At 33.5% G+C, this 16,984-nt stretch carries 20 protein-coding genes and 1 pseudogene; 10 read left to right on the top strand and 11 right to left on the bottom strand.

The genetic code is table 11. The features are described from left to right. The first annotated feature begins 1 nt into the window (after position 1). Positions 2-1,030 (top strand): FecCD family ABC transporter permease, encoded by a 1,029-nt coding sequence (locus ACZZ95_RS00375; protein ID WP_463467606.1) that lies wholly within the window; start codon positions 2-4, stop codon positions 1,028-1,030. A gap of 101 nt (positions 1,031-1,131) precedes the next feature. Beyond that, positions 1,132-1,908 carry an ABC transporter ATP-binding protein gene (locus ACZZ95_RS00370; RefSeq protein WP_463467605.1) on the top strand — a complete coding sequence of 259 codons (777 nt, stop codon included), beginning with the start codon at positions 1,132-1,134 and terminating at the stop codon, positions 1,906-1,908. A gap of 113 nt (positions 1,909-2,021) precedes the next feature. Here the strand turns inward: ACZZ95_RS00370 and ACZZ95_RS00365 are convergent, their stop codons facing one another. Both ACZZ95_RS00365 and ACZZ95_RS00360 read right to left on the bottom strand, forming a co-directional pair. Next, entirely contained in the window at positions 2,022-2,477 is a 456-nt protein-coding gene (locus ACZZ95_RS00365; protein WP_463467604.1) for a tRNA (cytidine(34)-2'-O)-methyltransferase, read from the bottom strand. A 62-nt stretch (positions 2,478-2,539) separates the two neighbouring features. Continuing rightward, a complete protein-coding gene (locus ACZZ95_RS00360) occupies positions 2,540-3,121 on the bottom strand; it encodes a pseudouridine synthase (RefSeq protein WP_463467603.1) in 582 nt (193 codons plus the stop codon). Positions 3,122-3,266: 145 nt separating this feature from the next. On the opposite strand from ACZZ95_RS00360, the gene ACZZ95_RS00355 reads away from it, so the two are divergent. The 4 genes and pseudogenes from ACZZ95_RS00355 to ACZZ95_RS00340 all read left to right on the top strand — a co-directional run bounded on the left by ACZZ95_RS00355 (position 3,267) and on the right by ACZZ95_RS00340 (position 8,358). Then, positions 3,267-3,710, top strand: a complete 444-nt coding sequence (locus tag ACZZ95_RS00355) for a hypothetical protein (protein ID WP_463467602.1) — start codon at positions 3,267-3,269, stop codon at positions 3,708-3,710. Positions 3,711-3,858: 148 nt separating this feature from the next. After that, positions 3,859-4,612, top strand: a pseudogene (locus ACZZ95_RS00350) (SDR family NAD(P)-dependent oxidoreductase). A gap of 309 nt (positions 4,613-4,921) precedes the next feature. Then, positions 4,922-5,137 (top strand): hypothetical protein, encoded by a 216-nt coding sequence (locus ACZZ95_RS00345; RefSeq protein ID WP_463467601.1) that lies wholly within the window; start codon positions 4,922-4,924, stop codon positions 5,135-5,137. Further along, positions 5,092-8,358 (top strand): T9SS type A sorting domain-containing protein, encoded by a 3,267-nt coding sequence (locus ACZZ95_RS00340; protein ID WP_463467600.1) that lies wholly within the window; start codon positions 5,092-5,094, stop codon positions 8,356-8,358. The genes ACZZ95_RS00345 and ACZZ95_RS00340 overlap by 46 nt, the downstream gene beginning before the upstream one ends. A 55-nt stretch (positions 8,359-8,413) precedes the next feature. Here ACZZ95_RS00340 and ACZZ95_RS00335 read toward each other — a convergent pair whose 3' ends face one another. From ACZZ95_RS00335 to ACZZ95_RS00305, 7 genes are all read right to left on the bottom strand, one after another. Further along, the gene (locus ACZZ95_RS00335; RefSeq protein ID WP_463467599.1) at positions 8,414-8,944 is read right to left on the bottom strand and encodes a MepB family protein; all 531 of its coding nucleotides are present in this window, start codon (positions 8,942-8,944) and stop codon (positions 8,414-8,416) included. Positions 8,945-8,987: 43 nt separating this feature from the next. Further along, positions 8,988-9,455 carry an outer membrane beta-barrel protein gene (locus ACZZ95_RS00330; protein WP_463467598.1) on the bottom strand — a complete coding sequence of 156 codons (468 nt, stop codon included), beginning with the start codon at positions 9,453-9,455 and terminating at the stop codon, positions 8,988-8,990. Positions 9,456-9,780: 325 nt separating this feature from the next. Continuing rightward, entirely contained in the window at positions 9,781-10,620 is an 840-nt protein-coding gene (locus ACZZ95_RS00325) for a hypothetical protein (RefSeq protein WP_463467597.1), read from the bottom strand. After that, a complete protein-coding gene (locus ACZZ95_RS00320; protein WP_463467596.1) occupies positions 10,617-11,168 on the bottom strand; it encodes an RNA polymerase sigma factor in 552 nt (183 codons plus the stop codon). The genes ACZZ95_RS00325 and ACZZ95_RS00320 overlap by 4 nt, the downstream gene beginning before the upstream one ends. A 58-nt stretch (positions 11,169-11,226) precedes the next feature. Next, positions 11,227-11,619 carry a hypothetical protein gene (locus ACZZ95_RS00315; protein WP_463467595.1) on the bottom strand — a complete coding sequence of 131 codons (393 nt, stop codon included), beginning with the start codon at positions 11,617-11,619 and terminating at the stop codon, positions 11,227-11,229. A 7-nt stretch (positions 11,620-11,626) separates the two neighbouring features. Beyond that, a complete protein-coding gene (locus ACZZ95_RS00310; RefSeq protein ID WP_463467594.1) occupies positions 11,627-12,337 on the bottom strand; it encodes a protease complex subunit PrcB family protein in 711 nt (236 codons plus the stop codon). After that, on the bottom strand, positions 12,294-12,494 hold the full coding sequence (locus ACZZ95_RS00305; protein WP_463467593.1) for a hypothetical protein: 201 nt from the start codon (positions 12,492-12,494) through the stop codon (positions 12,294-12,296). Before ACZZ95_RS00305 ends, ACZZ95_RS00310 begins: the two co-directional genes overlap by 44 nt. A gap of 183 nt (positions 12,495-12,677) precedes the next feature. On the opposite strand from ACZZ95_RS00305, the gene ACZZ95_RS00300 reads away from it, so the two are divergent. From ACZZ95_RS00300 to ACZZ95_RS00285, 4 genes are all read left to right on the top strand, one after another. Then, positions 12,678-14,051 carry a DNA recombination protein RmuC gene (locus ACZZ95_RS00300; RefSeq protein ID WP_463467592.1) on the top strand — a complete coding sequence of 458 codons (1,374 nt, stop codon included), beginning with the start codon at positions 12,678-12,680 and terminating at the stop codon, positions 14,049-14,051. Positions 14,052-14,235: 184 nt separating this feature from the next. After that, positions 14,236-14,784 (top strand): acyl-CoA thioesterase, encoded by a 549-nt coding sequence (locus ACZZ95_RS00295; RefSeq protein ID WP_057117795.1) that lies wholly within the window; start codon positions 14,236-14,238, stop codon positions 14,782-14,784. A gap of 42 nt (positions 14,785-14,826) precedes the next feature. Further along, positions 14,827-15,222: a VOC family protein gene (locus ACZZ95_RS00290; RefSeq protein ID WP_463467591.1), complete on the top strand. Its 396-nt coding sequence runs from the start codon at positions 14,827-14,829 to the stop codon at positions 15,220-15,222. Positions 15,223-15,461: 239 nt separating this feature from the next. Next, the gene (locus ACZZ95_RS00285) at positions 15,462-16,031 is read left to right on the top strand and encodes a YceI family protein (protein ID WP_463467590.1); all 570 of its coding nucleotides are present in this window, start codon (positions 15,462-15,464) and stop codon (positions 16,029-16,031) included. Between the two features lie 2 nt (positions 16,032-16,033). Here ACZZ95_RS00285 and ACZZ95_RS00280 read toward each other — a convergent pair whose 3' ends face one another. Together ACZZ95_RS00280 and ACZZ95_RS00275 are read right to left on the bottom strand one after the other, a co-directional pair. After that, positions 16,034-16,192, bottom strand: a complete 159-nt coding sequence (locus ACZZ95_RS00280; protein ID WP_463467589.1) for a DUF1731 domain-containing protein — start codon at positions 16,190-16,192, stop codon at positions 16,034-16,036. Next, positions 16,193-16,945 (bottom strand): TIGR01777 family oxidoreductase, encoded by a 753-nt coding sequence (locus ACZZ95_RS00275; RefSeq protein WP_463467588.1) that lies wholly within the window; start codon positions 16,943-16,945, stop codon positions 16,193-16,195. Positions 16,946-16,984 lie beyond the last annotated feature (39 nt).

Raw genomic sequence — 16,984 nt, 5'->3', positions numbered from 1 at the left:
ATTGGCGAATAAAAAAAGAAATACCATTTTATTTGTCGTTTTGGCTTTAGGTCTTTTGCTGATGTTTTTCGCAAGCATTAGTTTGGGATCGGTGTTGATTCCGTTCAAAGATGTTTTTGCAAGTTTAACGGGAGGTCATGTAGAAAAATCAACTTGGGAATATATTATTATTAATTATCGCCTGCCAAAAGCAATTACGGCAGTTTTGGTTGGAAGCGGACTTGCCATCAGCGGCCTTTTGATGCAGACTTTATTTCGAAATCCGCTTGCTGGGCCTTATGTTTTAGGATTAAGTTCTGGAGCGAGTTTGGGCGTTGCTTTTGTAATTTTAGGAGCGGGATTTCTACCATCTTTTTTAAGTGTCATTGCATTGTCATCTTACGGAATTGTCTTAGCTTCTACATTTGGCAGTACATTGGTTTTATTATTGGTTTTGGTAGTTTCACAAAGATTACGAGATACAATGGCAATTCTAATTGTCGGCTTAATGTTCGGTAGTTTTACAACGGCAATCGTAAGTGTTTTAACCTATTTTAGTACCGCAGAACAATTACAGAAATTTACCTTCTGGTCTATGGGAAGCCTCGGAAATCTTTCTTGGCCAACCATCGGAATTCTAACTTTCTGCGTTGCAATCGGATTGCTTTTAAGTGCCAATAGTATAAAACCATTAAACGCATTGCTTCTGGGTGAAAACTACGCAAAGAGTATGGGATTGAACTTTAAACGCGCCAGATTAATAATCATATTTGCAACCAGTATTTTAGCAGGAAGTATAACTGCCTTTGCAGGTCCGATTGCTTTTGTTGGTTTAGCCGTTCCGCATATTGCAAAACTCACGTTTCAAACTAGTAATCATACAATACTATTTTGGAGTACGTTGTTTTTCGGTTCTATCATAATGTTATTTTGTGATATAGTTTCGCAAATGCCAGGCTTTGATGTTACGCTTCCAATTAATGCGATTACGTCCATAATTGGAGCGCCGGTTGTAATCTGGCTTTTGGTAAGAAAAAGGAATTTTCAATAATTTTTTTAGCCACTGATAAAAAAGATTTACACAGATTTTTTTAATCATTTTAATCTCTTAATCTGTGGAAAAAAAACTTAGCACCTTAGAATCTTGAAAAAATGAAAACAATTCTATCAACATCAAATCTAAATATTGGATATAAATCCAAAAAAGGCGTTACGACCATTGCGGCCAATTTGAATTTAAATCTGCAATCTGGTAAACTCATTACTTTAATAGGAGCCAACGGAATTGGGAAGTCAACTTTACTGCGAACGCTTACTGGAATTCAAAAACCGTTATCGGGAAATGTTTATTTAAACGAAAAGAATATTTCCGATTTTAAACCTTTAGAATTGGCACACAATCTAAGTTTGGTTTTAACAGAAAAACTGCCTCCAAGTAATCTTTCCGTTTTTGAATTAGTTGCATTGGGGCGTCAGCCGTATACAAATTGGGTAGATACTTTGTCAAATGATGATATAGCGAAAGTTAAAGAAGCAATGAATCTGACTCAAATCGAGCATTTAGCATCAAAAAAACATTTTGAAATTAGCGACGGTCAATTGCAGAAAGTTTTAATCGCCAGAGCTTTGGCACAAGATACACCCCTGATTATTTTAGATGAGCCAACAACGCATCTTGATTTACTTCATAAAGTTTCATTATTCAAATTATTAAAAAAACTGACTCAGGAAACTCAAAAATGCATTTTATTTTCGACACACGATATTGACTTAGCAATTCAATTAAGCGACGAAATGATCATGATGACACCAGAAAATATTACGCAGGATCAGCCTTGTAACTTAATTTCAAACGGAAGTTTCAGCAATCTCTTCAAAGACGAACATATTATTTTTGATGCTGAAAAAGGGAAATTTATTGTGACTTAATGAGTCGTCTCCAGCAAGGTTTTCAAACCTTGTAGGTATTAATGTTTACGAAACCCTTCTAAAAGTCATACCTACAAGGTTTTGAAAACCTTGCAGGAGATCAATTTGTAAACTTATTTTTTCAATCCAATCTGTCTTTTAGCTTCACCAACTACAAAAGCAACAGAATTGGCAATATTAAAACTGCGAATAAGCGGAGACATCGGAATCGTTAAATGATTATCAAACCTTTCCATAAATTCGGCACTCAATCCAACACTTTCTTTTCCGAAAACTAACCAGTCTCCATCTTGAAATTCAGTTTCCAAATACGATTTTTCAGAATGCGAACTCATTAAGAACACACGCGATTGATCTGGAATCTGCTGTATCCATTCTTCAACATTTTGATATTCGGTTACATCAAGATGAACCCAATAATCCAAACCAGAACGTTTCAGGTTTTTATCATTAATCACAAATCCGAATGGATGAATTAAATGAAGACGACTTTCTGTGCCCACACATAATCGTCCAATATTTCCAGTATTGTTTGGTATTTCAGGTTCTACAAGAACAACGTTTAGCATTATCGTTTATTTGTTTAATCGGTTAATTGTTAATTTGGCCGGTTTGATTTATTTTCTAATGATCAAATTGACAGATTTTCTAATTTGAAATCAGAAACTTCTAAAACTTCCCCAGCTTTGAGGTTTTGCAAATATACATTTCCTATTCGAACGCGAACAAGACGCGGCGTAGGAAAACCAACTGCGGCAGTCATTTTGCGAACCTGACGAAACTTTCCTTCATTTATAGTAATTGATGCCCAAGACGTCGGGCCGTGGCGCTCATCTCTGATTTTTTTGGCTCTTGGTCCAAAATCTGGAATTTCGGTAACAATAAAAGCAGAGCAGGGTTTTGTTTTGTATTTTCCTCCCTCAAAACCAATTTCGACACCTTTTTGCAATTCTTCAATTGCTTCGGGTGTTATTATGCCGTCTACCTGAACATAATATTCTTTGTCTACTTTTTTACTTCTTATTTGTTCGCTTACTTTTCCATCAGTTGTTAATAAAAGTAACCCTTCAGAATCTTCGTCCAATCTTCCAATCGCCATTGTTCCTTCGGGAAAATCATGTAGTTCGCCCAAAAGCTTTTTCTTTCTTTTTAATTCATAAATAAATTGGCTTAAGTAGCCATAAGGTTTAAAAAGAATGAAGTGTCTGTGCATTTTTAATTTTTTGCAAAGATAGTTTCTTTCCTAAAATTAAAAGTGAAGTCAGTCTATTAGTTTCTTAGCAAAATAATCTCTGAACCAGTGAATGTTGTAAATAAGAAAAAAATTATGAAAGAACGACCGTTATTAAGCTAAAGCAATGTTAAACCATTTAGTTTTAAGACTTAGAATTCGTAATATTATAGTAGAAACTCAAAAGAATAAAGCTATGGCAACTAATAATTTAGGAACGAAAAAGATAAACGGAACCCAAAAAGATATCGACGAATCTAAAGGAAAAAACGTTTCGCACGATAAAGATTTAAAAGATGCAAAATTGAAAAAAGAAGTGGTAACAGATGCAGACGGAGATAAAAAAATAGTAGATCGAGCTCGAAATGAAAACGAAGATATTCAATTGAAAACTCCAAAAACGTCATCGGACAATCCAAATTCTAATCGTGGTGTATCTTCTGAAGAAGAAGCAAAAAAAACGGTTGAGAATAAAGACCGAAATTCAGATGTAACTCCAGACCGATATCCAAATTCAAATCCGGAAAGTCATAAAGACCGCGGTAATATGAAATTGGATGAAGATGAATAATACGAAATTTTTTAAACATGAAGGTCTTTTTAATATCAAATAACATAAGATTAGCGGTAAGCGTTAATGTTATTGTAAACTCCTCTCAAACCTTGAGAATCGCTTTAGATCTTCGTAAATTAGAAGTACAAATTTAAATCTTAAGAATATGTCACTTTTAGAAAATAAAGTTGCATTTGTATCTGGCGGAGGTTCAGGAATTGGACGCGCAGTTGCAGAAGCATACGCTCGCGAAGGAGCAAAAGTAGTAGTATCTGATATTAATGTAGATCACGGTGAACAAACCGTAAAAGTTATAAAAGAAAATGGCGGAGAAGCTTTTTTCGTAAAAGGAGATTCGTCGAGTGCAATTGATAACAAACATATGGTTGAGGTTACGGTTTCAAAATACGGCCGACTTGATATTGCATGTAATAATGCCGGAATGGGCGGACCTGCAAAACCAACTGGAGAATACGAACCAGAAGAATGGGATAAAGTAATTGCTTTAAATTTAAGCGGTGTCTTTTATGCCTGCCGCTATCAACTGGAACAAATGGAAAAAAATGGCGGTGGAAGTATTGTTAATATTGCTTCAATTCATGGGCAAGTTGCGACTCCAAATAGCCCAGCTTACACTGCAAGTAAACATGCGGTCGTTGGCTTGACTAAAAATATTGCAGTAGAATATGCGCAGAAAAATATTCGTTGTAATGCTGTTGGACCTGGTTATATTGAAACAGCGCTTTTAAAAGACAATTTAAATAAAGAAATGATGAATGCCGTTGCGAGCAAAATCTGCCATGAACCGTTTGGGAACTGCTGAGGAAATTGCAGAGTTAGTAGTTTTCTTAAACTCTGATAAATCATCATTTACAACAGGAAGCTATATTATTGCCGACGGTGGTTACACAGCGGTGTAATATTTTTTTAAAGAATACTTTTTGAATTAGAAAAGCAGTAAGCAAAAGTTTACTGCTTTTTTTGTTTTTATAAGTGTTTTAAATTGTAGGAAACATGGAGTTTTAGCGGGTTAATCTAATATTGAGAGTTTTTGAATAATATCTTGCATAATCGTTTTTTGATTATTTTATATTTAATGTATGAGAGTTTATGTTGTTTATAATTAAATTTTACGGATAAAAATTTCAACATTAAGTTTATAGTTTTATAATATTAGCTTAACTTTAAAGGCGATAAATTTGACTTCTAAAAACTCTATTTTTTAACGTATGAAAAAACTTTACTCTTCACGACAGCTTTTGGTTTTATTATGTTTTTTATTTGGCTTTTCAGGAGACATCTTTGCTCAGACAATGCCTGATGCTCAATCTTTACCATATAAACAGGATTTTCAAACTTGGGAAGTCACTTCTGTCGCATTTCCTTCTGGATTCCAAGGATGGAGCCTCGGAAGCAATCCTACTACAGAATCGCGAAGCATATAACTTCTTCCACATTCACCGATAATAATACTATAATTACTGGTAGAGGAGCAAATAATACTGGCGGTGGTTTTTATAATTATGTTGGTAAATTAGGATTTTTAAATACTGGAGGTCTTAATCTTAGTATTGGCTTTGCTTTTTCGAGTGTTGGATCAACAGCGATACAAGTTCAATATGATATTATGACTATTAGAGATCCTGCGGATGCAAGTAATACAAGGATCAACGAAGTAATTCTACAATATAGAGTTGGAACAACTGGAGAGTTTACTTCCTTATTGACAACGGCATATCGTAACAATTTAGAGAGACAAGCCGATAACGTGTATGCGCCAAAGAACTCTCAGCCAAGAAAAATTACATTGCCTGCAGAATGTGATGATCAGCCAATAGTACAAATTCGCTGGGCTTCAAGACAAGTTTCTGGCGGAGGAGGACGTCCATCATTTGCAATTGACAATATTGATATTAGTGAAGTTAATGATCAAAATCCACCAGTTAATAGTACTGGTTATCCAAAAGCAGATAATATCTTGACTCAAAGTTTCGATTTTATCAATAAAATAGATGAGGTTGGAAAAACGTATTTTGTACTGTCGCCAGGCGGAAGCACAGCACCAACTGTTACGCAGATAAAGGCTGGTCAAGATTCAAATGGAATTGCGACTTTACAATCAGGAGTTTTAGATATTACAAATGCGACTCAAGAATATTTAAAAAGTTTTACAGGATTAACTCTAAATACGGCTTATTCTGTTTTTTCCATCTCAGAAGATCAAGTTGGAAATGTTCAGCTATCAGTAAATAAATTAGATGTTACAACATTGAGCGTTACCCCTCCTGCAATATCGACAACAGTTGATCTATTAAATTTGGGCGGTTCTGAACCAAATTATGAGACTGTAATTAAAAATTATCAAATAGGAGCTTCTAATCTTACTGCTAATGTTTTAGTTACTGCTCAATCAGATTTCTTAATTTCAAAAGATAAGGTCGCGTTTTCATCATCTTTAACGTTCGTTCCTGCTGATTTTGCTTTGAATGCAACTCCAACAGTTTATGTAAAATTCACACCAACAGCAATTGGAAGTTTTACGGGATCAATAACTCATGAAACAACTGGGGGTACGGCAAAAACAGTCGATTTGGCGACTTCTGGAATCACCCCTTTTGTACAAAATTTTGACGATGTAAATGTTTTAACAAACAGCGGTTGGACACAATATAATGAATCTGGAACTGTAAACAAATGGTCTCACACAACTCAAGCAAGAAATGTGAATTCTGGAACTGGAGCTGTTCTTATTAATGGTTTCTCAGATTCTGGTGCAAGTAAAGATTGGTTGATTTCTCCAAAATTGCGTTTGGATAGTTTTACTCAAATTCCGTTGTTGTCTTTTTATTCTCGTAAATTCTACGATGGACCATCTCTAAAATTAATGGTTTCTACGAATTATGATGGAGTAAGCGATCCTAACACTGCAACATGGACAGAGATTGATGGGCGTTTTCCAACAATTAAAGAAATTTATACACAGTCTCAATATATTAATCTATCTTCTTACAAGACCAATCAAACATATTTAGCCTGGGTTTATGAAACAGTTTCTGGCGGAAATGGTAATGCAGCAGAATGGTCTTTAGATGACTTTGCTGTTACAAATGAAACCCAATATTTAGACTCAAACCCAATTTTAGATTTCGGAGATGTAAATCCAAATTCATTTTCTGCGAGCCAGTCTTTTGTTTTCACGGCGACAGGTTATGATGATATCACTATTCAAGCTCCGGCTTCGTATCAATTATCATTAGATAATAGTTCATTCGGGGCAAGTGTTGTGATTTCTTCTTCAGATGCGGCGACAGGAAAAACAGTTTACGCAAGATTTGCACCTACAACAAAAGAACCAACAATTTCTGGCACTTTAACAATTACAGGAACTTCATTAAACAAACAAATCGGTTTGTTTACAGCTTCTTCTTGGCCTAAAGCAGATACTTTTGATGTTGTAACTTATAATGTGTCGTTTTTTGGATCTACAAATAATACATATGGTCCAACAAACAATGCTTTACAGCTTGAAAACGTTGCAAAAGTCATGAATAAATTGAATGCAGACGTTTATGCACTTCAAGAAGTTTCGAGTGATACTGCAATAGATGATTTAATTCAGAAATTAAATATAAATGGAAAAACTTTTAGTAAATCTACTTCAACCTCTTGGTCATATTCATGGCAAGATCCTCCAAGTGATCCAAATTATCCAGCACAAAAGCTAGTTGTAATTTATAATACACAAACTACCACTGTAAAAAATACAAAAGTATTGTTTAAAGAAGTTTATGATGAGGTTCGTGGTAATACGGTAGTTTTACCTAATTATCCAGGAACAGAAACTCCGGAGAAAAATGACGATAGTTTTTTTGCATCCGGGCGTTTACCGTATTTAGTTGAGTTGGAAACCAATATTGCCGGCGTAACAAAAACAATTAGCTTAATTGATCTTCATGCACGTGCAAATAGTGGAACTGATGTAATGAAATACAATCAGCGTAAATATGATGTTGATTATTTAAAACAAGCTTTGGATGCACAATACGCAGATAAAAATATCATTCTTTTAGGAGACCTTAATGATGATGTAAAAGCATGGGTTGGAAATGCGAGCACACCTTCATCTTACCAGAGTTTTGTAGACGATACAGCAGGTTATAATGCTTTAACTTTAGAAATAAGTAAAGCTGGAGCGACTAGTTATTTGAATTACAATCCGCCAAGTTTCTTAGATCATATTATAATTTCTAATGAGCTGGAGGATCAATATATAGAAAAATCAATTGCAGTTTATGACCCACGTAATGATATTTCAAATTACATCAGCACAACATCTGACCACGGACCAGTAATTGCTCGTTTTGAGTTGAAACAAGATGTGCTTTCTACGCCTGATTTTGGAAAAAATAAATATTACGTAAAAGCGTATCCAAATCCTGCAACAGATGTTTTAAATTTTGATTTGAAAACAACGCAGGGAAGAGATCTAAAAATTAAATTGTATGATTTTAACGGACGTGCCATTGGAAGTCCAATAAACGTTAAAAATGAATCTGAAATCAGTACCGCAGTAGTTTCTGTTAATAATCTGGTTTCTGGAGTTTATTTTTATACCGTTACCGAAAATAATAAGGTGATCTTTAAAGATAAGATTATCAAGAAATAAGTAGAATAGAGAAAAAAAGAAAGGCTTCCATTGGAAGCCTTTTTTTGTTGAAAATCTATAATAATGATTTTCTCAATTGATCGAAATCAATTTGATTTGAATTAGTAAGCGAATGAAAATAATTTAGTTGCCATTTTTGTGTTTTCTGAGCTTGTTTGCTTGTAGTTTCATCCCAAGGCGGATAAACTCTTGTTGCTCTGATGCCTTCTTTGTTTTGCGTAGAAAAAACACCTTTTTCTAATAGTATACTTTTCGGAAAAATAAACTGTCCCCAATTTTCATCCTTTCGAACACTTACAATCACAAAATCTATTGCGTCAGAAAAGTCAAAAGGTTCAATTGTTCCCGTTATGTTACGTTTCCATAAAGTAACAAACTGACCTGTTTTGGTTGGAGTTATTTTTGCTTCTCTGTAACAAATGTTTTTTTCATTTATTAGAAAACGGAAAGCGCTGTATTCTTCACTTTCTTTTTCTTTTAAAAGTGTTTTCAATTGAAAACCGGCTTTATCAAAAACTTTTTCTTTAGCCAAAAATAAATCGGTTGGAAGTGATTTTGAGTCAATTAAAGAAGCAGTAAAATCCATAAAAAAAGAATAATTAATTTCTGAAAATTACTACAAATATAACTTAGAATGAAACATTTAATCCAAAATTTAATCCCCATTGAAACTGATTGAAAGACTGACTGTTTAACGGATTGATATAATAATTCATAGCAGGTTCTACAAATACATTTGTCTTTTTGTAAACACGGTATTGAATTGTACTACTCAAAGTCGAACCGTACACATAATCGTTTGCACTTACATTTTGACCAATAGAATTTCCGTCCAAAGCTACATTGTTAGATATCAATTTGCCCACAAAACCACCCGTATTCAAATTAATACTTGCTTTATTTTTATTGAAAACAGCATACGAAACTTCCAGAGGCATTTCTATATATCGTAAGTTTTGATCCAGTTTTCCTGTTTGTACATTATCATTTTTTAAAGCTTCTTTTGTCGTTGCTTGAAATAAGAAGATACTCAGGATTACTGCCTGACATCGCAATTGGACTGTCTGCACGCGATTCGCCTGGAGCAAATAAAGCATTATTTTTGGCACTTACATACGAAACGTTGGCAACACTTTGTCCAAGCTCATTAATTTTTAGACCAGAACCAACGGCCCATTTTTTATTAATACTGTATTTCGTTTTAACTCCAAAAGAATTAGACTGTTTAGAATCGTTTACATTACCTAAAGTTTTTTCGTTTCTAGTATTTTCAGAACTTGCAACACCCGCAAAAACAGCAACGGCCCATTTTTCCTTTTTATCAATTAATTTGTCTTTTTTTCTTTTTCGTCTTTTGTAGTTTCGGCAGTTAAAATTCCTTTTTCTAAGTTTTGAAGTTCAGCCAGCTGTGCAGAATCTTTTTTACTTAAAACATTGTTGAATTTTGAATTTTCCTTTGCGAGCAACATATTTATCAGTTCCTGCTTTTCCGCTATTAATAACATCATTTTGTTTTGATGTGTTGTTACTTAGAGCAGAACTTTGATTATTGTAAGCAAAATTCTTGTTGTCTTTCCCGACTAAGCTGGCATCAAAAATCGAATTAGAAAGTTGTTTTTTAGCATTTGAATTAAACTTACTTTCTTTTCCAAAAGCAATTCTTTCTTCAGCAATTCCTTTAGATGCGACTTGTCTTCCATTTTCTAAAATGGATTTTTTTGAAGATTTACCACTCGATTTATCTTTCGAAGAATCAAAATTCTGACTAGCAAAAGATTGGTTCGGAGTATTGCTTGGAATCTGCATATTAGATTCAGAACCTTTTTTATTCGTTTTGTTATTTTTATTTGAATGCGCGACAGCAGTTTCTTGTTCTTGATTTCCTTTCGGATTATTTACTTGATTTTTTTCTGGAGAAATAGTAATTACAGAATCAGCTGTTTTTGTATGGTTTACTGTCTGTTCGTTAGTGCTGTTTTTATTAATATCAGTATTGTTTGTTTTTTCTTCAAGGACTACACGATTATTTTCGAAACCGCCATTTTCAAAGTTTTTATTTTGAGGATTGGCAGTAAAATATAAAATTGAAGGCAGAAGCGACCCCAATAATAAGCATGCAGCGACCGACCACCAAAGAATAGCACGCTTCTTCTTTTTAGGTTTATTTAATTTTTCTTCAATTTGACCCCACAATTCAGGAGGCGGAATACTCGAGAAGTCTTCCATTGATGAAAAAATATCTTCTATTTTATGCTTCTTCATGCTGTCTTAAAATTTTTTATACTCAAAATTCGCTTCTGTAAAATATGTTTGGCGCGATTTAAATTTGATTTTGATGTTCCTTCGGAGATTTTTAATAATTCGGCAATTTCTTTGTGTTTCATTTTTTCAAAAACATATAAGTTAAAAACCGTTCGATATTGATCTGGTAAATCCCGAATAAATTCCAGAAGTTTTTCCTGTTCCATCGGTATTGCCTCTAATTCCTCTTCTTCAATAAAATCAGTGTCAGGATCAAAAACATCTAAAAAGAAACTCTCCTTTTTCTTTTTGTTTAAAGTTTCGATGAGCTTATTGATGAAAATCCGTTTGAGCCATCCTTCGAAACTTCCCTCAAATTTGTATTGGTTTATTTTTTGAAAGACAATCACAAAAGCTTCCTGAAAGACATCTTTGGCATCATCTTCGTTTTTCATGTATTTCAAACAGATGCCATACAAAACAGGAGAGAACAACTGATAAATTTTCAGTTGTCCCTCCCTGTCATTTTTCATGCACAGTTTGATGTATTTTTCTAACTCGTCTTTCAAAAAAGTGGTATTGTTTGGTTTTGCAAAAATAGTTCTAAAAAGCTTATAAAACTATCTTTTAAAAATAGTACGAGTTTGCGTCTTGGTTATTACTTACAATCGTTAGGTTTTGATTGTCAAGGTTTTCTATTACATAAGTTTTGCCCTCAAACGTAATTAGATCATGTTCTGACTGATCAATATATCCTATCCCTTTTTCTATTTGATAAGCGCTGTTTCTAATTTCTACATTATTTTTGTACGTGATAACTCTTCCTTCAGGAGTAAAGATAATTTTCTTGGCAAAACCAATAGTTTTTGGCGTTGCCACGTACGGATTATTAGTGCCGCCCACAGATTTTTCCCAGATCCAAGTATTTATAATTAAACTTGATTCTGCCTTTGTGGTATCTAAAGAATAAAAACTGGCAAAAAGAAAGAAAGCAATAAAAGGAACAAAGAGTTTTTTCATGATAGAATTATTTTAAACTTGTAATTTTTTCTTGAATGGCTTTTTTGAAAGCTTTTATTTCTGTGCTTTGATCTTCAGTGTCATTATTGTCAATATAAACTTTACTTACTACTGCGCCTTGACGTAATTCAAAATAAACACCAGCCGCATTAGGCGTACCGTAAGTTTTTGTTTGTCCTTTTAACGCTAAAATTTCAGCAGGAACAGTTTTTAATAATAGAGTATACTCTCCTCTTTTTATAGTCGGCGTGTATTTATATTGACCAAAATCATATTGTCCAACGGCAACGTTTAGGAATTTTAAAATACTATAATCGTTGATTTGGAAGAATTTTTGGCAGTCGGCAGTAGTACATTGGCTGTCAAAACTTCCAATAACAATATTGTCGCTGTTTTCATTTGTTTTCACAAAAATGAAACCTTTAGCTGTTTTTGGAATTAAAACAAAATCTGAAGGGTAAGTAGGAGTCTGTGTTACATTTTCGCCAACGTAAGGAGTTTTTTCATAATAATTAACGATGATCTCGCAATTATTCTCTACAATAGAAGTAATTTTAATAGCATAACCGCTGGTAGGTTTAGCCCCTGCAAAAATGGAAACTAAATATTGTTTTGTAAAATCGATGTTAGGATCGCTTGCAACGGGACAACTGTTTTCGTGTTTGGTGAACAATTCATTCATTTTTTCCTGAGATCCAATAACTGCTACGGCAAGCACTGCTTTGCTGTGTTTTTACACTGTAATTACACAAGAAAGGAAATCCAGTAAAGTCAACACTAGTATTAACACCGCACTCAACATATTTAGTGTCATCGTTAAGAGAACAAGCGCTGATTCCAAAAGCTATAAATAAGCTCAACATTAATTTTTTCATAATTCTTTTAATAGGTTTATATCTTGTAGATAGCACTTTTAAAAAAAGGTTGCGTCGAACTTTTATTTTTTTTAAAATTAAAATGTTGGTTTAGTTTGGATTGAATCTGAATTCGTGAAATTTCTATTTTATGAACTAAGTACTACGTATTATTGCGTACTTTTACGTAAAATAAACTTAGTTATGTCTGATTATCTACCATTTTTATTAGGTTTTGTAGTAGCGCTTTTTGTTGGGATATATTTAGGCAAAATGCTTTCAGGATCAAAATATCAGTCTGAAAAAGCAATTTCTGAAGAAAGATTGAATGCCCTGAACAATCAGATTCAAATGCAGAAAGAGCAGTTTGAAAACGAGAAAAATTATTTTCAGAAACAATTGCAATTGCTTAATTCAGAGAAAGAAAACATTCGAACAGAAAAAGACAGTTTAGCAATCCAGCTTTCTAAAAAAGAAGTCGATTTTGAAAATTTATGGGAACGCCATAAAGAACAAAAAAATGAGATCAACGAACTTCAGGAAAAATTCACCAAAGAATTTGAAAATCTAGCCAATAAAATCCTTGAAGAAAAATCGGCTAAGTTTACCGAACAGAACAGTGAGAATATGAAAAATATTCTGTTACCTCTACAGGATAAAATTCATGTCTTTGAACAAAAAGTAGATCAGACACACAAAGAAAGTATCGATTACCACGTCGCACTTCGCCAGCAGATTTTAGGTTTAAGCGAAATGAATGCCCAAATGAGCAAAGAAACCTTAAATCTAACCAAAGCATTAAAAGGCGACAGCAAAATGCAGGGAAATTGGGGAGAATTGGTTTTAGAGCGTGTTTTAGAAAAATCGGGATTAGAAAAAGGAAGGGAATATGAAGTACAGCAAAGCTTTACAAACAGCGAAGGAAACCGTGTTTTTCCAGATGTTGTAATTAATCTTCCCGACGGTAAAAAAATGATTGTCGATTCTAAAGTTTCACTTGCCGCCTATGAAAAATGGATTAATGAAGAATCCGAGCTTTTAAAAATTGATTTTCTAAAAGAACATGTCAATTCTATCAGAAGACATGTGGAACAGCTTGGAAGTAAAAATTATCATGATTTATATCAAATAGAAAGTCCAGATTTTGTACTGCTTTTTATTCCGATGGAACCTGCATTTGCAATTGCGTTAAACGAAGATCCTGGTTTATACACTAAAGCATTCGATCGCAATATCGTTATTGTAACGCCAAGCACACTTTTGGCAACTTTAAGAACCATTGACAGTATGTGGAGCAATCAAAAACAGCAGGAAAATGCTTTTGAGATTGCAAGACAAGCGGGCGCATTATATGATAAATTTGAAGGTTTTGTTTCTGATTTAGTTCGAATTGGAAATAAAATAAAAGATACCAAAACTGAATACGAAAGCGCAATGAATAAATTGGTAGACGGAAAAGGAAATTTGATTTCGAGCGTAGAAAGGTTAAAGAAAATGGGAGCAAAGGCAAAGAAATCACTTCCCGAAAATATTATAGCAAGAGCTTTAAATTCAGATGAAAATGAATTATTGAATTAATAAAAATTTTTAAACATATAGAAACATAGATTTTTGTTTTGTCTGATATAGAATATAAAAAGAAACTAGTTTCACGCCAAGTACTTTGTTTGCTTAAAAGAGTGAAACGTCTTTCCTGAGTAAAAAACTATGAATCTATTTGTTTAAAAAAATTAAAAACAAAAACTTTCCAAAAAACAAAAACATGACTACAGATTTTAAACCCGTTTCTTCCTCAAAAATTAGCATATCAGAATTAATGCTTCCTTCGCACACTAATTTCAGCGGTAAAATTCACGGAGGATATATTTTGCAATTGCTGGATCAGATTGCATTTGCATCGGCTTCAAAATTCAGCGGTAATTATTGCGTAACAGCTTCTGTTGATACCGTAAACTTTCTAAAACCAATCGAAGTAGGAGAATTGGTAACCATGAAAGCCTCGGTTAATTATGTTGGAAGAAGTTCCATGATTGTCGGCATTCGTGTTGAGGCAGAAAATATTCAGACCGGAGTTGTCAAACATTGTAATTCCTCTTATTTTACAATGGTTGCCAAAGATAAAGAAGGAAAAAGCGTTCAAGTTCCCGGATTGATTTTATCCAATTTACAAGAAGTGCGTCGTTTTAGAAAAGCGATAAAACATATCGAAGTCCGCAGAGAAGTCGAAGAGCATGAAAAACTTACCAATATTAATTCTATCGAAGATTTGGCTAGTTTAGAAAAATACAATGTCCTTCTAGAAATCAGCTAATATTTCTTATATTTATATGTTACACATTAAATAAAAGAAAACATGATAAAGTTTGGATATACAATATTGTACGTAGAAGATGTCGAAGAGACATTAGCATTTTATGAAAATGCATTTGGTTTCTCAAGGAAATTTATAAGTCCTGATAATGATTATGGCGAATTAATTACTGGCGAAACAACACTTTCGTTTGCTTCAAAAAAATTAGCATCGCAAAATTTGGAAGATGGTTTTATAGAAAGCAGTTTAGAAGACAAACCTTTTGCCATAGAAATTGGTTTTATTGTCGAAAATGTACCTGAAGTTTTGCAGAAAGCAACTTCCTTTGGCGCTGTAATGGTCTCTGAACCTGTAGAAAAACCATGGGGACAAGTTGTAGCTTATGCAAGAGATTTAAATGGATTTTTAATCGAAATATGTACAGAAGTTAAAATGTAGTTTGCAAAAACATCTCACATTTCACAACAAACATTTTTCATTAAAACATTCACAAATATTTAGCATTAGCGGCAGAACTTTGCACCTTGAAATTTCGTAACTTTAAGTGTAATCATAAGGTTACGAAATTTTTTCACGGATTACTGCCGTTCGACTTTTTTGAATTATCTGAATCTAACTTTTTACTTTCTTTTAAATAGAAAAACTTGAATGACATAATTGTTTTAATGTAGACGATTATGAAAACAACTACTTTATTATTTTTATTTTTTACTGCTTTTTCTGTACTTGCCCAAGACAAGTTTTTTACCAATACCGCTACGGTAAACTTTGAAGCGTCTGTTCCTTTTTTTGAAGAAATAAAAGCAGTAAACAGGCAAGTCGCAATTCTTTTAGAACCTAAAACAAGTACGTTTGTCTGTACTGTAATGATCAAAGATTTTCGTTTTAAACTGGATATGATGCAAGACCATTTTAACGAAAATTATATGGAAAGCCGTCGTTATCCAAAAGCTGTTTTTAAAGGAAAAATTGAGAAATTTGATTTGAAAGATATCAGTGATGTCGAGAAACAATATCAGATTAAAGGAAAGCTTTATTTACGCGGAAAATCAAAAGACATTGTGGTGAATGCTTTAATTAAAAAAGTTGCAGAAGGAATTCAGGTAATTTCAGATTTTCCAATTGCAGTTTCAGATTTTAATATTCAAATTCCGAGTTCGGTTGCGACTAAAATTGCGCAGACGGCTAATACAGCGTTAACTGGAGTAGTCCGTACAGATGATGTAATGTATTTAACTCTGAAATAAAATTATTTTACGCAGTTTATAAGTGTTTTTTCCAAATCACTAAATTGAAATTCAAAACCTGTTTTCTGAATTTTTTCAGAAGAAGCCCGTTGTCCTGTTAAAACAGCTATGCTCATTTCGCCCAAGAAAATTTTCAGTAAAAATGGCGGAATTTTTGGCAATCATATCGAGTAGCCAAATAAATTGGCTAATGTTTTAGAAAACCTAGAATTGGTTGTATTGTCTGTTATGCACGCATTGTAAGGGCCTTCTAGTTTTTCGTCTTCGATGCTTTTTAAATAGATTCGGCACAAATCGTCAATATGAATCCAAGGAAGATATTGTTTTCCAGAACCAAGAACAGCCCCAAAACCAGATTTAAAAGTCGGAATCATTTTTTTGAGAAAGCCTTCGTCTTTGCCTAATACAATACCAGTCCTTACTTTAACCGTTCGGATTTGTAAAGAGCCGATTGTATCAACCGCGTTTTCCCATTTCTGACACGTTGTGCCTAAAAAATCATTGGCGGGCGGTGTATTTTCCGTACAGATTTTATGGCTCGTAAAAGCGCCGTAAATTCCAACAGCCGAAGCAGAAACAAAAGCATTAAGTTTTTTATTGTGTTTTTCTAAAACCGAAAAAATTAAATCAATTGGTTTAATCCGACTTTCTATAATGGCTTTTTTTCTTTTTTCTGTCCATCGTTTTTCCACGATTCCTTCTCCAGCAAGATGGATGATATAATCGGCATTTAAAACTGCATTTTCATCAATATAGTTTTTATTCAAATCCCATTTATAATAGGTAATTGTCGCAGTGTTTTCTCTGTTGGAACGACTCAAAATAGACACAGAATATCCGGCATCTAAAAGAACATCTGTTAAGTGTTTTCCAATGAATCCGCTTCCGCCGGTTAAGAGAACATTTTGAGCCATAATAGTTTATAATATATTTAACAGTGTATATTGTTTAAG

Source organism: Flavobacterium sp. AC267, assembly GCF_979258715.1.
This window is presented reverse-complemented; position numbering and strand designations above follow the sequence as displayed.